The 18525-nt window shown below is 47.4% G+C and carries 12 protein-coding genes; 7 read left to right on the plus strand and 5 right to left on the minus strand.

The window, feature by feature from the left end:
• The first annotated feature begins 149 nt into the window (after positions 1–149).
• Both AB1S55_RS01525 and AB1S55_RS01530 read left to right on the plus strand, forming a co-directional pair.
• Positions 150–995, plus strand: coding sequence for a helix-turn-helix domain-containing protein (locus AB1S55_RS01525; protein WP_370980013.1), 846 nt, complete (start codon positions 150–152; stop codon positions 993–995).
• A gap of 131 nt (positions 996–1126) precedes the next feature.
• Positions 1127–2056: a hypothetical protein gene (locus AB1S55_RS01530; protein ID WP_370980014.1), complete on the plus strand. Its 930-nt coding sequence runs from the start codon at positions 1127–1129 to the stop codon at positions 2054–2056.
• A 2-nt stretch (positions 2057–2058) separates the two neighbouring features.
• On the opposite strand, the gene dapB is transcribed toward AB1S55_RS01530, so the two are convergent.
• The 4 genes from dapB to grpE form a co-directional block, all read right to left on the minus strand.
• Positions 2059–2865 carry a 4-hydroxy-tetrahydrodipicolinate reductase gene (gene dapB / locus AB1S55_RS01535; protein ID WP_370980015.1) on the minus strand — a complete coding sequence of 269 codons (807 nt, stop codon included), beginning with the start codon at positions 2863–2865 and terminating at the stop codon, positions 2059–2061.
• Between the two features lie 434 nt (positions 2866–3299).
• A complete protein-coding gene (dnaJ, locus tag AB1S55_RS01540; protein WP_370980016.1) occupies positions 3300–4436 on the minus strand; it encodes a molecular chaperone DnaJ in 1137 nt (378 codons plus the stop codon).
• A 143-nt stretch (positions 4437–4579) separates the two neighbouring features.
• Positions 4580–6505, minus strand: a complete 1926-nt coding sequence (gene dnaK / locus AB1S55_RS01545; protein ID WP_370980017.1) for a molecular chaperone DnaK — start codon at positions 6503–6505, stop codon at positions 4580–4582.
• 141 nt (positions 6506–6646) lie between these two features.
• Positions 6647–7225, minus strand: coding sequence for a nucleotide exchange factor GrpE (gene grpE, locus AB1S55_RS01550; protein WP_370980018.1), 579 nt, complete (start codon positions 7223–7225; stop codon positions 6647–6649).
• A 168-nt stretch (positions 7226–7393) separates the two neighbouring features.
• Between grpE and recN the strand changes: the two genes are divergently transcribed.
• On the plus strand, positions 7394–9055 hold the full coding sequence (recN, locus tag AB1S55_RS01555) for a DNA repair protein RecN (RefSeq protein WP_370980019.1): 1662 nt from the start codon (positions 7394–7396) through the stop codon (positions 9053–9055).
• Positions 9056–9149: 94 nt separating this feature from the next.
• On the opposite strand, the gene AB1S55_RS01560 is transcribed toward recN, so the two are convergent.
• Positions 9150–10409, minus strand: a complete 1260-nt coding sequence (locus AB1S55_RS01560; RefSeq protein ID WP_370980020.1) for an ABC transporter substrate-binding protein — start codon at positions 10407–10409, stop codon at positions 9150–9152.
• 208 nt (positions 10410–10617) lie between these two features.
• On the opposite strand from AB1S55_RS01560, the gene AB1S55_RS01565 reads away from it, so the two are divergent.
• The 4 genes from AB1S55_RS01565 to AB1S55_RS01580 all read left to right on the plus strand — a co-directional run bounded on the left by AB1S55_RS01565 (position 10618) and on the right by AB1S55_RS01580 (position 18304).
• Complete coding sequence (locus AB1S55_RS01565; protein ID WP_370980021.1) at positions 10618–11649, plus strand: serine/threonine protein kinase; 1032 nt, start codon at positions 10618–10620, stop codon at positions 11647–11649.
• A gap of 189 nt (positions 11650–11838) precedes the next feature.
• Entirely contained in the window at positions 11839–14349 is a 2511-nt protein-coding gene (locus AB1S55_RS01570) for a sulfatase-like hydrolase/transferase (protein ID WP_370980022.1), read from the plus strand.
• 402 nt (positions 14350–14751) lie between these two features.
• Complete coding sequence (locus AB1S55_RS01575) at positions 14752–17232, plus strand: sulfatase-like hydrolase/transferase (RefSeq protein WP_370980023.1); 2481 nt, start codon at positions 14752–14754, stop codon at positions 17230–17232.
• 85 nt (positions 17233–17317) lie between these two features.
• Positions 17318–18304, plus strand: coding sequence for an HAD family hydrolase (locus AB1S55_RS01580; RefSeq protein WP_370980024.1), 987 nt, complete (start codon positions 17318–17320; stop codon positions 18302–18304).
• The last annotated feature ends 221 nt before the right edge of the window (positions 18305–18525 follow it).

Consider the following 18525-nt stretch of genomic DNA (forward strand, 5'->3'; position numbering starts at 1 on the left):
CTAGTTGCACTGAATATGCGGCTAGATTAGAGGAGCAAGAGGCAAAGAACTTAATACTATTCAGCCAAGTTTATGTACTATTTTGTCACCCATTCTGTATATTTGATTTCGGTCAAACAGATTCAATACACTCTTATAGGTAGTAGATTGTGAAAGCCCAATACGAACACATCGCCGCAGGTCAGCAACAAAGCTTTTACAGCCGAAACTATCAAGCTAAGAGCTTTAATAGCCCCTGGCATTACCACCCACAATGGGAACTGACTTACATTAAGAAAGGTGAAGGCCTGTGCTATGTCGGCAATAGCATTAGACCTTTTGCATCAGGGGAGCTGGTCTTAGTTGGTAGTATGTTGCCTCACTGCTGGAAAAGTGATGAAACGGCGGGCCGAGTTGAGTCTATTTTTGCACAGTGGGATGATGGGCTGCTTGGCAAAGACTGGCTGCAACAACCTGAGTTAACACGAATAAACAAGCTGCTTAAAGACAGCGATAGAGGTCTTATTTTCTCTCAAACCCTCAGTGAGGAGCTTGGCCGAAAACTAGAAATGCTCTGTTCTCTGCCCCCTTTTGATAGCTTGATAGCCCTACTTCGCATACTTCAAAGCCTAGCCAATAGTGACTACAGCTACCTAAGTGAAGGCCAAAGCTTAAGTATCAACGCCAATAGCAGCGAACGCATCGAAAAGATTCTGCAATTTGTAGAACAGCACTATCAACAAGACATTCAAATAGAGCAGTTGTGTGAGCTGTGTAACATGACCCAAAGCTCTTTCGCCCGCTTTTTTAAGCGCAGCTTGGACAAGCCCTTCAGCCACTACCTTAGTGAATACAGAGTCAATCGAGCGAGCAACCTATTAAAGAGCAGCGAGCTAAGTATTGAAGCCATTGCTTACGACGTGGGCTTTAGGAATATGAGCTACTTTCATAGGCAGTTTAAAAAAACCTTTAATAGCACTCCGGCAAACTACCGGCGAAGCTTCCAGGCCCTCTAGAACAGGGCAGCTAAGGCTGGTCGCCAGCCTAGATCCTGCTATAGTTAGCTTAGGTAAGCCCCACCATTTGAGGCACTTTATTTGTGTGTGCTTTTTCAACACTTACTGCTTGGGTACACAGGACGTCACCGATGAACTCCCGCCCACTGTGGATTGCAGTGACGGTACTCATATGCCTATTGTTCAGTTTCAACCAAGTTGACGCACAGCAGAATAAGACCCCCTATCAATCAAAACTGCAGCTCAAGATTGCCACTAATGTGTCCACCATTGAGCGACACAAAATAAACAACAAGAGGGACTTTTGTAACGAGCTAGCCAAACAGGACAACCTTGATCGAGCAGCTGTCGAGTTACTGCTAATTTGCATGTCATTAAAGATGGAAGGTGTAGAAGCCGAGCTAGAACTCATTCCGTCCCCCACTTACGGACGTGCGATTCAAATGCTACAAGATGGCAAAGCCCATATCGCCGCCCAAAGCCTTTGGGCCTCAGACATTAACCCCGAGTTAATTCACCTAACTGAAGCAACTATTCGGCTTGGTGAGTTTGAAAAAGGCATATACACCACCAAGAATCACCCCCTACAACAACAAAAAGGCCAGCACTACCCGCTAAATAATTATCTTGGTGTAACCCTTCGCTCATGGCATCACGACTGGCGCATATTAAATGAGCTTACGCCAAGTAGCATTTCAACAATACGCTACGACTCCATGATTAAAATGCTGAGTGTTGGCAGGGGAGACTTTACCTTGCACGAATTCCCCAACAATGACGAACTTGTTGTACGTTATAGCGGTGTCGATCTCTACCCCCTACAGGGGGTAAAAATTGTTATTCACGATATTCGCGCATTTGGTATTTCGTTAAAGGCGCCCAGCAGTGAGCGCCTTATCCACATTATGAATAACGGCGTACATAAGATGCGGGAACAAGGCTTAATCAGAGAAATTTACGAGAACAATGGTTTTATCAATCAACAAACCAATGGCTGGGCCATTTTAAACCCAATAGAAAAAACAGATAAAAGCCCCAACAAGGCTGGGGCTTTACAATAAGGCTAATGCAGCTCTAAAACGTCTTGCATGTCGTACAAATCTGGCTCTTTACCGGCCAGCCACACCGCAGCGCGAACAGCACCACTGGCAAAGCTCATACGGCTAGAGGCCTTATGAGTAATCTCGACCCGCTCCCCGTCAGCCAAAAAGCTCACTGTATGATCGCCCACTACATCACCACCACGCACAGTTGCAAAACCAATGGTATCGCGCTCTCGCGCACCGGTTTGACCTTCACGACCGTAAACAGCAACTTTGCTGAGGTCGCGGCCCAAAGCATCGGCGACTACTTCACCCATGCTTAGCGCCGTACCAGAAGGCGCATCAACCTTGTGACGATGATGAGCCTCATAGATTTCGATATCGCTGACGTCGCCCATAACTCGCGCGGCAATGTCGAGTAACTTAAAGCAAAGGTTTACACCGGTACTGTAGTTTGAAGCCACAATGGCTGGGATCTTAGCCAAACTTGTATTGAATTCGGCTTTTTCTTCGTCACTAAAGCCAGTGGTACCAACCACCATAGCTTTTCCGTATTCAGCACACAGCGCTGCGTTGGCAACTGTGGCAACAGGCGCGGTAAAATCGATCAATACGTCGAAGTCATTAATGACGGCCGCAAGGTCGCCACTGATGGCAACCCCAAGCTTACCGAGACCAACCACTTCACCGGCATCGGCACCAATAAGCGAACTGTCTGGCCTATCAATAGCGGCCGCGAGAACAGCATCTTCATTATTCTGTACCGCCTCAATCAAAATGCGGCCCATACGACCGGCAGCGCCGGCAATTGCAATTTTTGTTGTCATCTTTTTTCTCAACCAACTTAGTGCAAGTTAGATCAATCTTAGGCGTGGATAAGTGCTTCGGAGCAGTACCGGCACAGTTTGTCTGGACACGCCGTGAATACATCCCTATAGGCTCGGCCGCCGCATCCATGCGGCAGACGGTCCAGCCCAACTGGCCGGAACCGCTCTTTGTATTTCTCTGCCAGTTCAAAACACATTGAACAAACAAGGACTTAAATTTGAATGAAGAATAGTAGCGAAATCTCGACGCATCTGCCGAGTCCTCTCTGCCACTTGTGATATGCAAGTTGGAATTGGCACCTTGTATCGGGCGAGTATTCGGTAGTACTTAGCGAGACCATCTGCGCCATGGATGGCGCGGCTGAGCCCCCACGGAAGGGCTCACGGCGAGTCTCGAGAAGTACTACCGAATACTCGCCTGCACCAAAGCCAAATTACAACTTCATATCACCAAAAAAATTCTTCATGCCTTCAAACCAACTATGCTGGCGAGGACTGTGTTTTTTACCTTTCATTGAATCACGCAGCTGCTCAACAAGAGAGGTTTGTTCTTTATTGAGATTAACCGGTGTTTCTAATACAACACGACACATCAAATCGCCGGTAGCTCCGCCACCGCGAACTGAACCGACGCCCTTGCCACGCAAACGGAACATTTTTCCAGTTTGTGTTTCTGCTGGAATACGCAACTTCACTCGACCATCCAAGGTCGGCACTTCGATCTCACCACCTAAGCAGGCATCAAAGATACTAATGGGCACTTCACAATAAAGGTTCTTACCATCGCGCTGGAAAAATTCGTGTTCACGAACATGCATTTGCACATAGAGATCACCGGAAGGGCCACCATCAGCGCCAGCCTCTCCCTCACCAGACAAACGAATTCTATCGCCAGTATCAACACCTGGAGGCACTTTAACCGAAAGGGTTTTAGTCTCTTCTACTCGACCTTGACCATGACAACTAGTGCAAGGATCACTAATGATGGTGCCTTTACCACGACAGGTAGGGCAAGTTTGTTGAACAGCAAAAAAGCCCTGCTGCATACGCACCTGACCGTGACCACCACACGTTGAACACGTTGTTGGTTTTGAGCCCGCTTTCGCACCACTGCCGTCACAAGGTTTACAAGCAACCAAGGTAGGCACTTTAATTTTTACGGTTTTACCTTTAACAGCATCTTCAAGGCTCAATTCAAGGTTGTAACGCAGGTCGGAGCCACGAGCTGGGCCACCACGACCGCCACCGCCGCCGCCACCAAAGATGTCGCCAAATACGTCCCCAAAGATGTCACCAAAACCACCGGCTCCGCCGCCACCAAAGCCACCACCCATACCAGATTGGCCATCAACACCCGCATGACCATATTGATCGTAGGCGGCTCGCTTTTGAGAATCCGAAAGAATTTCATAGGCTTCAGAAGCCTCTTTGAATTTTTCCTCCGACTCTTTGTTGTCTGGGTTGCGATCCGGATGATGCTTCATCGCCACACGGCGATAAGCCTTTTTAAGATCTTTTTCCGAGACGTCTTTGCTGACGCCGAGTATTTCGTAATAGTCGCGCTTGGACATAGGTGCTACAAACTTTTCTGTCTATTTCAATTACAACAAACGCGGAGCAAGCCCCGCGTTGTTATCTTTATTCCCTGCGCCACTCGGCGCAAAGCTAAAACGCAAAAAGCCCAGACGTTACCGCCTAGGCTTTGCTTAACGACTTACTTGTCGTCTTTCACTTCTTCAAACTCAGCGTCAACAACACCGTCGTCAGCTGCTTCTGCACCAGCATCTGCAGCTTGTTCAGCAGCGCCTTCACCTGCCTGAGCTTGCTCTGCGTAAAGCTTCTGAGCTAAAGAGCCAGACGCATCAGTCAACTCTTTGGTTGCCGCTTCAATAGCTTCTTTGTCGTCGCCCTTAACTACTTCTTCTGCTTTTGTGATTGCAGCTTCGATGGCAGTTTTCTCATCTGCTGTAGCTTTGTCACCCGCCTCTTCAACAGTCTTCTTCGTTGCATGGATCAATCCTTCTAAGGTATTGCGTGCACTCACCAATTCTTCGAATTGACGATCCGCTTCAGCATTGGCTTCAGCATCTTGCACCATTGAATCGATCTCATCATCGCTTAAACCTGATGACGCTTTGATGACAATGCTCTGTTCTTTACCAGTGCCTTTGTCTTTAGCGCTTACATTCAAGATACCGTTGGCATCGATGTCAAAAGTCACTTCGATTTGCGGCATGCCTCGTGGAGCAGGAGGAATATCAGCCAAATCAAAACGGCCCAAGCTCTTGTTCCCTGTAGCTTGCTTACGCTCACCCTGAACAACGTGAATAGTCACAGCCGACTGGTTATCGTCAGCGGTTGAGAACACCTGAGATTTCTTAGTAGGAATCGTGGTGTTTTTGTCGATCAATGGCGTCGCTACCCCACCCATGGTTTCAATACCAAGAGTAAGAGGCGTTACATCCAACAACAATACGTCTTTTACGTCACCAGCTAATACCGCACCTTGAATCGCAGCACCCATTGCTACCGCTTCGTCAGGGTTAACGTCTTTACGTGGCTCTTTGCCAAAGAAGTCAGTGACCGCTTGCTGAACAAGAGGCATACGAGTCTGACCACCAACAAGGATCACATCGTCAATTTCACTGGCACTTAGATCTGCATCTTTAAGAGCAATCTTCAATGGTTCAAGTGAACGAGTCACAAGCTCTTCAACCAAAGACTCAAGCTTGGCGCGGGTTAACTTAACCACCAAGTGCTTAGGTCCAGTGGCATCAGCAGTGATATAAGGCAAGTTCACTTCTGTTTGCTGGCTTGAAGACAACTCGATCTTGGCTTTTTCAGCCGCTTCTTTAAGACGCTGAAGCGCCAGTGGATCGTTGTGTAAATCAATACCGTTAGAAGATTTAAACTCTTCCGCCAAGTACTCGATCAAACGCAAATCAAAATCTTCACCACCTAAGAAGGTATCACCATTGGTTGCCAATACTTCGAACTGGTGCTCGCCATCAACGTCAGCGATTTCAATAATAGAAATATCAAAAGTACCACCACCAAGGTCGTAAACAGCAATAGTGCGATCGCCTTTGGCTTTGTCCATGCCGTAGGCAAGTGCCGCAGCAGTTGGCTCATTGATAATACGCTTAACTTCTAGACCGGCGATTTTACCTGCATCTTTAGTTGCTTGACGCTGGCTATCGTTAAAGTAAGCAGGAACGGTAATAACCGCTTCGGTCACTGCTTCGCCAAGATAATCTTCAGCGGTTTTTTTCATTTTCTTAAGAACTTCAGCAGAAATCTGGGGTGGCGCTTTTTTGTCGCCCTTCACTTCTACCCAAGCATCACCGTTGTCGGCAGCAGCAATGGTGTAAGGAACCATTGAGATATCTTTCTGCACAACATCGTCTTTAAACTTACGACCGATCAAACGCTTAACGGCAAACAAGGTGTTTTGAGGGTTAGTTACCGCTTGGCGTTTTGCGCTTTGGCCAACTAATACTTCACTTTCATCAGTAAACGCAACAATTGATGGCGTAGTACGATCGCCTTCTGCGTTTTCAATTACTTTGCTTTTTTCACCTTCAAGTACCGATACACACGAGTTGGTTGTACCCAAATCGATGCCAATAATCTTACCCATTTTCAATCTCCACTTACTGGGGCAGAGCGCTGCGCGCACTGCTAAATTCAAATCTGTTCGTTCTCTAATGAGACCGGAGCGTTAAGCTTGGCTCATATATAGGATCATTTTTTCTGTTTTCAAGGGGGCTTTAACAAATGCTTAAGCGTCGGCCTTGCTAACAACAACCATCGCAGGGCGTACTAGACGGCCACTCAGGGTATAACCTTTCTGCACCACATTAAGCACAGTGTTTGGCTCAACATCAGGGCTAGGCACAGCAGAAATTGCTTGATGCAAATTAGGGTCAAACGGCTCGCCCTCCGGTGCAACGGCTTCAACCTTGTGACCTTTTAATGCGTCATGGAAGGTTTTTAGCGTTAATTCAACACCTTCATTCAAGGCATTAACATCCGCACCTTCTGTATTTGCGGCTTCGAGTGCACGCTCCAGGTTATCCACCACAGGTAACAAGCTGTTCACTAATTTTTCCAATCCAAACTTATGCGCTTTTTCAACGTCCTGCTCTGCACGTCGGCGAACATTTTGAGCTTCAGCTGCGGCTCGCAAGGCATTTTCCTGCACTTGGGCTAGCTTCTCTTCAAGCTCTGCAATTTTTGCAGCCGCATCATTCTCTGGGCTACTTTCTTCACTAAGGTCAGCTTCAGCTTGAACTTCAGCTTCTTGCTCTAACTCAACCTGTTCTTCAACAGCGTCGTTTTTTTGATCTTCGCTACTCACGTACTTACTCCGAACTCATAGCAGTTTCTTAAGGTCTGGCGCCTATATGGGGGCTTTGATTCACGCTTCAAGGGTAAAAATTGAAGAAAACTTAAACAGACTATTGGCAAGCCTACAAAAAGTACTGTATAAATAAACACATCTGTTCGCACATACAGGGAATTTGACATGCTCACCCACCTACAAATCAGCAACTTCACACTTGTCGAACAACTCGAGCTTGAACTAAAGCGCGGGCTAAGTGCTCTGACTGGTGAAACCGGCGCAGGTAAAAGCATCTTGCTCGATGCCCTAGGTTTGGTGGCCGGTGACAGAGCCGATGCCGACAAGGTACGTCATGGTGCCGAGCGGGCAGACATTCAAGCGAGCTTCAACGTAAGCAAGCTGCCTTTTATTGGTAAGTGGCTAAGCGAGCAAGAGCTAGGCAATGAGGACGAGTGCTTGCTGCGCCGAGTAGTCACTCGCGAAGGTCGCTCTCGCGCATTTATAAACGGCCAAAGCGTCACCCTTCAACAACTTAAACTGCTAGGTGACATGCTAGTCGATATTCACAGCCAGCATGAACATCAAAGCCTGCTAAAAAATACAACTCAGCAGCGCCTGCTTGACGCTTTTGGCCAGCAGCGAAGCTTGGTAAAAGAAGTGAAACGCGCCTATTTCCACTGGCATAGCTGTAAAGAGCAATTAGAACACTTACAAAGCCAAAGCGATGAGATTGATGCTCGCTTCCAATTGCTTAGCTACCAAGTTGAAGAACTCGATCAACTCGCCCTTGGTGAAAACGAACTCAATGAACTAGAACAAGAGCAACGCCAACTTGCCAACCTAGAGTCCATTCAGCAGAGCTGCCAATACCTTAATGAACTCTGTAATGATGATGAGAACGGCTTACTTGCTAAGCTACATAGCGCCTTGAGGGTACTCACTGAGCTACCAAAAAAAAGTGAGCACTTACTTAACTCGCAATCTTTACTGGAACAAGCCCTGATCAACAGCCAAGAGGCCCAAGCAGACATTGAGCGCGAACAATTTAGCAATGAGCTAGACCCAGCACGGCTACCTGAGATTGAGCAGCGCTTAAGCAGCATCTACGATGTCGCCCGCAAACATAAAGTTTTGCCCGAAGAACTCAGTGCCTTACACCAGCAACTCAGTGCTGAGCTACTGAAGCTGCAAAGTGGGGACGAACAAATTGAAGCCCTTGAAAAGGCCTTGCGTGAACACTTAGAAAACTACCAAAAACTAGCAGATAAACTCAGCCGTAAACGCCAAAGCGCTGTCACGAAATTAAACCGCGCCGTCAATGGCAAGCTCGCCCAGCTCGCCATGGGCCACGCCGATTTTGTTGTGGAACTTGTTGAACTCGATGAAAAGCCACACTGCAATGGCAATGAACAGGTTCATTTCTTAATTTCCACCACCCCCGGCCAAGCCCCTAAAGCGCTTAGTAAAATTGCCTCTGGTGGAGAATTAAGCCGAATCAGTTTGGCAATTCAAGTAGTCACCGCTCAAACCTCCACCATCCCCACCTTGGTCTTTGATGAAGTTGATGTCGGCATAGGCGGGACAACAGGAGATATCGTCGGCAACCTCTTACGCGAGTTAGGCGAGCAAGGCCAAGTGCTATGTGTGACCCATCTGGCCCAAGTAGCCAGTAAAGCCCATCAACATTTACGAGTTGAGAAAACCATAGCCAAAGACTCGGTGAACTCCTCTTTAAACCAACTCAATAACGATGAAAAAGTCGTTGAGATAGCTCGCATGATGGGTGGCGATGTTGCGTCGGAGCAAAGCCTCGCTCACGCAATGGCCATGTTAAAAAGCGCCTAGCGGCTACTAGGCTATTTGTCAGCAGGATTTAGAGACAAGCAACGAGATTAAGTAGCAGAAACACTGGCAGCGGTAAATCTTCTGCCAGTCCATATTATTTATCCGTCTCAATAAACACTTTTTGGCGCAAAGCCTCCAGCTGTGCTGTCGTACGATGAATATCTCGATGCTCTAAAAAGCTCACCAATATGGCTGGCACCTCTTTAGCAAAAGCGTACTCCGTATCCCGATCTAAGTACTGAATACCTCCCGCTGAATCTCGAATAGCATCCTGCATTGCTTGTGTGCGGCTATCACCATAGGTTTTGCCCTTAATATGAGCAGGAGGCCTAAAAATACTTTTATTAAATTCACTCTGAAAGTCGGCACTCGCTATATAGAGCAGTAATGTGTCTAACTCAGGGCTTGGCTCGACATAAGCGGGTACAAAAAACACATTAACAGGCGCGACAGTATAACGAGGAATGCCCTCAACAATCGATGGAAAGGGCATTAAGCGCAGCCCCTGCCGACGCTCTTGAGCTGTTCCCTGTGGTACCCCATCAATCAAACTCATGGCCGAAAGGCCATGATAAATTCTAGGGAAGCTTTGCCATAAATTATAAGAGCCGTGGTTGGCGTTAAAACAATCCGACTCTAATAACTGCTTCCAATATGAGAGAGCGGTATGAACACGCACATCGGTATAAGCAATTTTACCGGCCAATAAACCCCTGTAAAAATCCAAGCCGTTGACCCGAAGGTTAAAATAATCAAACCAGCCATGCGTGGCCCACGCCGTTTGTGAACCAAAGGTAAACAGATCAATGCCCTGCTCGCGCAAACTCGTGCAGCCATACATAAGCTCGACCCAGTTTGTAGGCAAGTCCAAGCCCATCGCCTTAATACTCGGCTCATGGTAATACAAAGCCCAAAAGTAGTAAGTAATGGGTATCGCTAGCATTCTGCCCTTATGCATGGATGCTTGACGAAGGGCAAGCGGGAAGTCTTTATGTAAATTATTTTTAGACCAGAAGGCGCTTAAATCAGTGACTTTGCCTTTACGATCAAACTGGTTTAAACGCTGGCCCCCGTACCAATATATTAAATCAGGTCCACTACCTGAGCGAATCCAGTACTCAACCTTGTCGTTGTATTCCCCGATGCCGCGTGTCGCCATTAAGTGCACATCTATATTCGGGTTTTTCTGTTCAAACTCTTTAACTAATCGCCGCAAGTGCCCACGATGAGTACCACCATCGGCATAAATAGCAACTTTAAGTACCTTAGGCTTATTAATCGTTTTTTCGGCATCGACCGCAGTAGAATTCCCTGCAGCCAAAACCACAGACGGAACAACTATTAAAAAACACACAGCCACGCAGATACAGCGCCCAATTACGCTGCGCTTAAACCGCTGGAACATTTCTATATCGGCAAGGAGGTTAACGTCAAGATCCTATCTAGTAAGGTAATCTACGTTTCAGTATAGGTAGTACTAACAATAGTGCTTAAGACAAGCATGGCACTTAAGAGCACGAACAGTGATAATGTTGAACAGCCTAAGCGAGATGGAAAAACACGTGTCCAACATTGAGATCCAAACACCAGCAGAGGAAAACACCTCAGCCCATGCCAGACCTCCTTTTGATGGGCTCAGTATCGACAAAGTTATCGATTCGGTTGAAAGTCTGGGCTACTTAAGCGACTTGCGTGTTTTCCCGTTAAACAGCTACGAAAATCGTGTTTACCAAGTGGGTATTGAAGACGAGCAACCTCTAATCGCCAAGTTCTACAGGCCCGAGCGCTGGAGCGATGAGCAAATTCTCGAAGAACACCAGTTCAGCCTTGAATTGCACGAAGCTGAAATCCCCGTCATTCCCCCAGTAATACACGACGACCAAAGCTTGTTTCACTACGGAGGCTATCGTTTCTCTTTAGCTGAGCGCAAAGGCGGCCACGCCCCTGAACTCGATAATCTCGACACGCTCTATACATTGGGCCAGCATCTCGGCCGGATCCATGCCATTGGCGCCGCCAGTGCAATGCAATGTCGGCCTGAGCTAACCCTTGAGAGCTTCGCCAGCAATAGCCGCGAGTTTCTATTAAATTCAGATATGCTACCTAGCAGCTTAAGAGCCGCCTATGAAGCTATTAGCGAACAGCTTATAGAAAAACTCTCTGAGCAATTTAGCCAGCACGATTACCAGCGTATTCGCCTACATGGCGACTGTCACCCGGGTAACATTATTAGCCGGCCGGACTCTCTCTATATTGTCGATCTCGATGACTGCCGCTCCGGCCCCGCCATTCAAGATTTATGGATGCTACTCAATGGCGAGCGCGAAGAAAAAACACGCCAGTTTATTGAGCTCTTAGAAGGTTACGAAGAGTTTCACGAATTCAATCGCGCAGAGCTTCGTTTAATCGAGCCCTTAAGAACCCTGCGTTTAATGCACTACGCCGCATGGCTCGCAAAACGCTGGTACGACCCAGCCTTTCCTCAAGCCTTCCCCTGGTTTAATACCGAGCGCTACTGGGCCGAGCATATTAATGAACTTAAAGAACAACACTTTGCTCTCGACGAGGAACCACTAAAACTACAGAGCTACTAAGGCTCTGTATCCAAGCCTGCGGAACGAAAAACGCGCCATTATTTTTCTGGCACGCACTTCAACCCTAGACCCTGCCACAAAAGCCTGAGAGCATTGCTGGGCAGTTTGTGTATACGCTACTTGTTCGTATAAGCAACAATGGGCGCCGCCTATTTAAACCCTAAGCCCCTGTTTAGATAGTGCAAGCTCATGTCATCACACTACATGGAAGATGGACCAATGAAGCACCGCATCTTAGTCGCTGCAATTGCCGCGACGCTCAGCTTTAGTCTGGGCGCTTGTAAAGAAGAAACAAAGCTCGCTGTAAAAGAAGTAGAAAAAGCTGAAAGCACCCAGCTGACTAGTTCCGATGCCTTAATCACTCCGGCCGAAAAAGCGGCCAAGGAATTTAAAGGCAAAATCGATATCGACATCCGTAAATCCAAAGCCGATTGGGAACCCTACATGCCCAAGGCTGCTCCGAGTGATGCGCCCAATGTTTTGATAGTGTTATACGATGACACCGGTTTAGCGGCTTGGTCACCTTATGGTGGCGCTATTAATATGCCGACCCTCGACAAAATTGCCGAAAATGGTCTGACCTATACCCAGTTCCATACAACCGCCCTGTGTTCACCAACCCGCTCCACTTTATTGACGGGGCGCAACCATCACGTCAACGGTTTTGCTTCCATCTCTGAAGCCACTAACGGTTTCCCCGGCCAGCATGGTCGCCTGCCAGAGCAAACGGCCACCATGGCCGAGGTGCTTCAAGAAAATGGCTGGAGTACCTTCTGGGTGGGTAAAAACCACAACCTTCCAGAAACCGATGTCGCCGAAGGTGCCAGTCGCAAGTCCTGGCCTCTGCAACAAGGTTTTGACCGCTTTTACGGCTTCTTAGGTGGTGAAACTAATAACTGGTATCCCGACTTGGTTGAAGACAACCACTTTATCGACCAGCCCTATATGCCCGAAGACGGCTATCACCTAAGTAAAGATTTGGCCGACCAAGCCATTAAGATGATTCGCAATCAAAAAGCCTCAAACCCATCTAAACCTTGGTTTATGTGGTTTAACCCTGGCGCCAACCACGCCCCTCACCACAGCCCCAAAGACTATGCCGACAAATACAAAGGCGTGTTTGATGACGGTTATGAGGTATATCGTGAGTGGGTATTAGAGCGCATGAAAAAGCGCGGCATCGTACCTGCAACAACCAAACTCACGCCAATTAATCCCATGCCTAAAGATATGGCCGACCCCAATGATGCGGTTCGCCCTTGGGATAGCCTAAGCGCCGACGAGAAAAAACTCTTTGTGCGTATGGCCGAAGTCTATGCTGGTTTTTCTGAGTACACCGATGCTCAAGTTGGTCGAATGATCGATTACCTAGAAAAAAGCAAACAATTGGAAAACACCATTATTCTTTACGCTGCCGATAACGGTGCTTCCGGCGAAGGTACGCCCAACGGCTCTGTTAACGAAAATAAATTCTTTAACGGCTGGCCAGATAAAATGGAAGAAAACATGAAGTACCTCGACGTGCTGGGTGGCCCTGAGACTTATAACCACTACCCCACAGGCTGGGCTGCTGCATTTTCTTCACCTTTCCAAATGTTTAAGCGCTATTCACAATTTGCAGGCGGCACCGGTGATCCACTCGTTATCTCATGGCCTAAAGGCATTAAAGCGCGCGGAGAGCTGCGCCACCAGTACCACCACAGTGTCGACATTGTGCCAACCATTCTTGAGTTAACCGGTTTAGAAATGCCTGAAGTATTTAAAGGTGTTCCTCAATACCCGCTTAACGGTGTATCTATGGCCTATAGCTTTGACGCCACTCCCGATGCCAAAACCCAAAAAGAAGTTCAGTACTACACCATGTTTGGTACACGCGGAATTTGGAAAGATGGCTGGAAAGCCGTTGCTATGCACGCGCCCTTTGGTAAAGGCAACTTTGAACATGACAGGTGGGAACTCTACAACGTAGAAGAAGATAGATCTGAATCCACCGACCTTTCTGCGCAGTACCCCGAAAAACTCGAAGCCTTGAAAAAAGAGTGGTACAAGCAAGCTCAGGAAAACTTGGTCTTACCATTGGATGACAGAACTCCGCTTGAAATCCTAACCACCTATCGCCCTACAACGGAGAAAAAACGCGAGCGCTTTATCTACTTCCCGGATACCGCCCCCGTGCCTGAAGGTGTTGCAGCCAATGTTCGCGGCCGCTCCTATAAAATCTTAGCGAATGTGGAAATCACCAAAGGCAGTGACGGTGTTCTCTTTGCCCACGGCTCGCGCTTCGGTGGCCACAGTTTGTTTATTAAAGACGGTAAACTCAACTACGTGTACAACTTCCTCGGCATAGACCCGGAGCAAAAGTTCACAAGCAAAGAAAAACTCAAACCCGGCAAATACACCCTCGGTGTTGAGTTTATTAAAGAGTCTAGTGGCAAGCACGGCGAGTCCATCGGTAAAGCCAAACTCTACATAGACGACAAAGTTGTTGCTGAAGGCCCCATGCGTACCCAGCCTGGTAAATTCACACTCTCCGGTGACGGCCTGTGTATTGGTTACGACAGTGGCGATGCCGTTAGTAAAGAATATCAATCGCCGGGTCGTTTCAAAGGCGGCAACATTGATTTTGTTGGCATCACAGTTGAAGGCACGGATTATATCGACTTAGAGCAAGAAGCCCGACGCATGTTAATGAAGCACTAAGTTCTTATTAATTAATAACTATACTCATCGGCCCTGCGGGGCCGATTTTTTGACCCTAGATTAGTGTAAAAACAAACAGCAGCACGTCAGCCCCGCTAAGCGCATTTCCTTCTATTCCTTTTCCATTTAAGCCCCTACAAGAGCAGTGCCTATTTAACAAACAGCACTAGATCACAGAAGAGTAGAGTAAAAACCCAACACACAGAAAAAAGCGCGCCATTATTTTTCTGGCGCCCAAGTCTACGCTAGACCCCGTCACAAAAGCTTGAGAGCATTGCGAGGCAATCTGTGCATGCAGTATTTGCTCAAAAAGCAAACAACTGTGCATCGCCTATTTAAGCTGCCAGCCCTTGTTTAAATAGAAACAACTTCTTTCATCAATTACACACGGAAGATGGACCAATGAAGCATCGCCTCTTAGTCGCTGCAATCGCCGCGACGCTCGGCCTTAGCCTGAGCGCCTGTAAAGAAGAAACAAAACTCGCCGTAAAGGAAGTAGAAAAAGCTGAAAATACTCAGCTCACCACTTCCGACGCCCTTATTACTCCGGCCGAAAAAGCCGCAAAAGAGTTTAAAGGCAAAATCGACATCGACATCCGCAAATCCAAAGCTGACTGGGAACCTTATATGCCCAAAGCGGCTCCATCGGATGCCCCCAACGTGTTATTTGTTTTGTACGATGATACAGGCATGGCAGCTTGGTCCCCCTATGGTGGCGCCATCAATATGCCGACCCTGGACAAGATCGCGGAAAACGGCCTGACTTATACCCAGTTCCACACAACGGCTCTATGTTCGCCAACCCGCTCTACTTTATTAACCGGCCGCAATCACCACGTAAATGGTTTTGCTTCTATTTCTGAAGGCATTAATGGCTTCCCCGGCCAGCACGGTCGTATCCCCGAAGAAACGGCAACCGTAGCCGAAATCCTTCAAGAAAATGGCTGGAGCACATTCTGGATTGGTAAAAACCACAACCTTCCAGAAACCGATGTTTCTGAAGGTGCGAGCCGCAAGCAGTGGCCTCTAGAGCAAGGCTTTGACCGTTTTTACGGTTTCTTAGGCGGTGAAACCAATAACTGGTATCCAGACTTGGTTGAAGATAATCACTTTATCGACCAGCCTTATCTACCAGAAGACGGCTACCACCTAAGTAAAGATTTGGCCGACCAAGCCATTAAGATGATTCGCAACCAAAAAGCCTCGAACCCATCTAAGCCTTGGTTCCTTTGGTTTAACCCAGGTGCCAACCACGCGCCTCACCACAGCCCTAAAGATTACGCCGATAAATATAAAGGCGTATTTGATGACGGTTATGAGGTGTATCGCGAATGGGTATTAAACCGCATGAAAGAGCGCGGTATCGTTCCTCAAAATACCAAGCTGACGCCACTTAACCCATTGCCAAAAGATTTGGCCGATGCTGCGGACATGGTTCCCGCCTGGGACAGCCTAAGTGCCGATCAGAAAAAACTCTTCACCCGTATGGCTGAAGTTTACGCCGGTTTCTCTGAATACACCGACGCCCAAGTTGGCCGTATTATTGATTACCTAGAAAAAAGCAAACAGCTGGAAAACACCATTATTCTTTACGCTGCCGATAACGGCGCTTCGGGTGAAGGCACACCAAACGGCTCGGTTAACGAAAACAAATTCTTTAACGGCTGGCCAGATAAAATGGAAGAAAACATGAAGTACCTCGAGGTACTCGGTGGCCCTGAAACCTACAACCACTATCCTACTGGCTGGGCTGCAGCTTTTTCTTCACCATTCCAAATGTTTAAGCGCTACTCTCAATTTGCAGGCGGCACCGGTGATCCACTGGTAATCTCCTGGCCTAAAGGCATTAAAGCGCGCGGTGAATTGCGTCATCAGTATCACCACAGCACGGATATCGTACCAACCATTCTTGAACTAACCGGTTTGGAAATGCCACAAGTATTTAAGGGCGCTCCCCAGTATCCACTTGCCGGTGTTTCTATGGCCTACAGCTTCGACGCCAAACCAGACGGCAAAACCCAAAAAGACGTTCAGTACTACAGCATGTTTGGTACTCGCGGTATTTGGAAAGATGGCTGGAAAGCAGCAAGCGTTCACGCCCCCTTTGGCAAAGGCGACTTTGAAAACGATAAATGGGAGCTCTACCACGTCGATGTCGACCGGTCAGAGTCGACCGATCTTGCCGCCAAATATCCTGAAAAACTCGAAGAGTTAAAAAAGGAATGGTTTAAACAAGCTCAGGAAAACTTAGTATTGCCACTGGATGACAGAACTCCGCTTGAGCAATTACTCACCTATAGACCGACCACTGAGAAACCACGTGAGCGCCATATCTACTACCCAGATACAGCCCCAGTGCCTGAAGGTGTTGCCGCCAATGTTCGCGGTCGCTCCTATAAGATATTGGCTAATGTCGAAATCACTAAAGACAGCGAAGGTGTGATCTTCGCTCACGGTTCACGCTTTGGTGGCCACAGCTTGTTTATTAAAGACGGCAAACTTAACTACGTGTACAACTTCCTCGGTATAGACCCAGAGCAGAAGTTCACCAGCAAAGAAAAACTCAAACCTGGCACCTATACCGTTGGTGTTGAGTTTATTAAAGAGTCTACCGGTAAACATAAAGAGTCTATTGGTAAAGCCAAACTTTACATAGACGACAAAGTTGTTGCTGAAGGCTCTATGCGTACCCAGCCCGGTAAGTTCACTCTTTCCGGTGACGGCCTATGTGTAGGTTACGACAGCGGCGATGCCGTAAGTAAAGAGTACAATTCTCCCGGACGTTTCACCGGCGGTGAAATTCAAGGTGTTGCTGTTACGGTTGAAGGCGAAGCCTACGCCGACCTAGAGCAAGAAGCTCGCCGCTTGATGATGAAACACTAATAGCTCTTAGCACCTTAATCGGCCCCACCAGGGCCGATTTTATTTACAGCCTAAGAATTTAGCACTCAATAAAAGGAGCTTATTAATGGCACTTAGAATTATTAGCGCACTAGCACTTAGCCTTGTTTTACTCGGCTGCAAAGAGCAACAAACAGATGCTCTACCCTCCTGGAACAACAACACAAGCAAACAGCAAATTATTGAATTTGTAGAACAAACAACAAACTCGGATTCAGAACACTATGTGCCCGTCAGCGAGCGCATAGCTGTATTTGATAACGACGGCACCCTCTGGGCCGAACAGCCCATGTACTTTCAATTATTTTTTGTATTGGACCAAATTAAAAAGCAGGCCTCTCAGCACCCTGAATGGAAGAACACTCAGCCTTTTAAAGCAGCACTCGAGGGCGACATCGCCACTCTTGAAAAAGGCGGTATGAAAGCGGTAATGACTCTGCTTATGGCCACTCACGCGGGTATGAGCACGGAAGAATTTAAACTCGAAGTCAGCAACTGGCTGAGTAACAGTGTGCACCCTACGACCAAACGCGCCTATACAGACATGATCTATCAGCCCATGTTAGAAGTGCTGAACTATATGCGCTCCAAAGGTTTTAAAACCTTTATCGTCTCCGGTGGCGGTATTGAATTTATACGAGTCTTTTCTGAAGAAGTCTATGGCATTCCTCCAGAGCAAGTTATTGGCAGCTCAATCAAAACAGGATTCAGCTGGCAGGAAGGCAAACCGATCATTCAACGCCTACCTGAGATTAATTTTATCGATGATAAAGAGGGGAAACCCCTAGCAATAAATCACCACATAGGCCGCCGCCCTATTGCCGCCTTTGGCAATTCCGATGGTGACCATCAAATGCTGCAATGGACTGATGCAGGTAAAGGCTTAAGCTTAAAAGTATTGGTGCATCATACCGACGCCCAAAGAGAATGGGCTTACGACAAAACATCAAGCATTGGTAAGCTAGATAAAGCATTACTTGAAGCGCAAGAAAAAAACTGGACAGTGATTAACATGAAAAACGACTGGAGAACTGTATTCCCTAATATAGAATAACAGTCCTGCTTAAGGCTTATAACCACTGCACAACTAGGCTGTTGCACATGCACGTACATATTAAGAGTGCAACTATCGTCGCCATTGATACAAGGTACGAGATAATAGGGGGCCAAAGGTCTCCTTGCTCCAATGGCGTATTGGTGTTCATCAAGAGCAGGCCCCCACAGCTACCACCAACAAGCCCGCCCTCAAGAAATCGTACAAAAAACAAACTAATC

The sequence above is a fragment of the Agaribacterium sp. ZY112 genome (assembly GCF_041346925.1).
Classification (GTDB): domain Bacteria; phylum Pseudomonadota; class Gammaproteobacteria; order Pseudomonadales; family Cellvibrionaceae; genus Agaribacterium.

Coding starts and splice junctions, on each gene's coding strand:
- AB1S55_RS01530 (WP_370980014.1), top strand. CDS start 1,127: ATGAACTCCCGCCCACTGTGGATTGCAGTGACGGTACTCATATGCCTA.
- dapB (WP_370980015.1), bottom strand. CDS start 2,865: ATGACAACAAAAATTGCAATTGCCGGCGCTGCCGGTCGTATGGGCCGC.
- dnaJ (WP_370980016.1), bottom strand. CDS start 4,436: ATGTCCAAGCGCGACTATTACGAAATACTCGGCGTCAGCAAAGACGTC.
- dnaK (WP_370980017.1), bottom strand. CDS start 6,505: ATGGGTAAGATTATTGGCATCGATTTGGGTACAACCAACTCGTGTGTA.
- recN (WP_370980019.1), top strand. CDS start 7,394: ATGCTCACCCACCTACAAATCAGCAACTTCACACTTGTCGAACAACTC.
- AB1S55_RS01570 (WP_370980022.1), top strand. CDS start 11,839: ATGTCATCACACTACATGGAAGATGGACCAATGAAGCACCGCATCTTA.
- AB1S55_RS01575 (WP_370980023.1), top strand. CDS start 14,752: ATGAAGCATCGCCTCTTAGTCGCTGCAATCGCCGCGACGCTCGGCCTT.
- AB1S55_RS01580 (WP_370980024.1), top strand. CDS start 17,318: ATGGCACTTAGAATTATTAGCGCACTAGCACTTAGCCTTGTTTTACTC.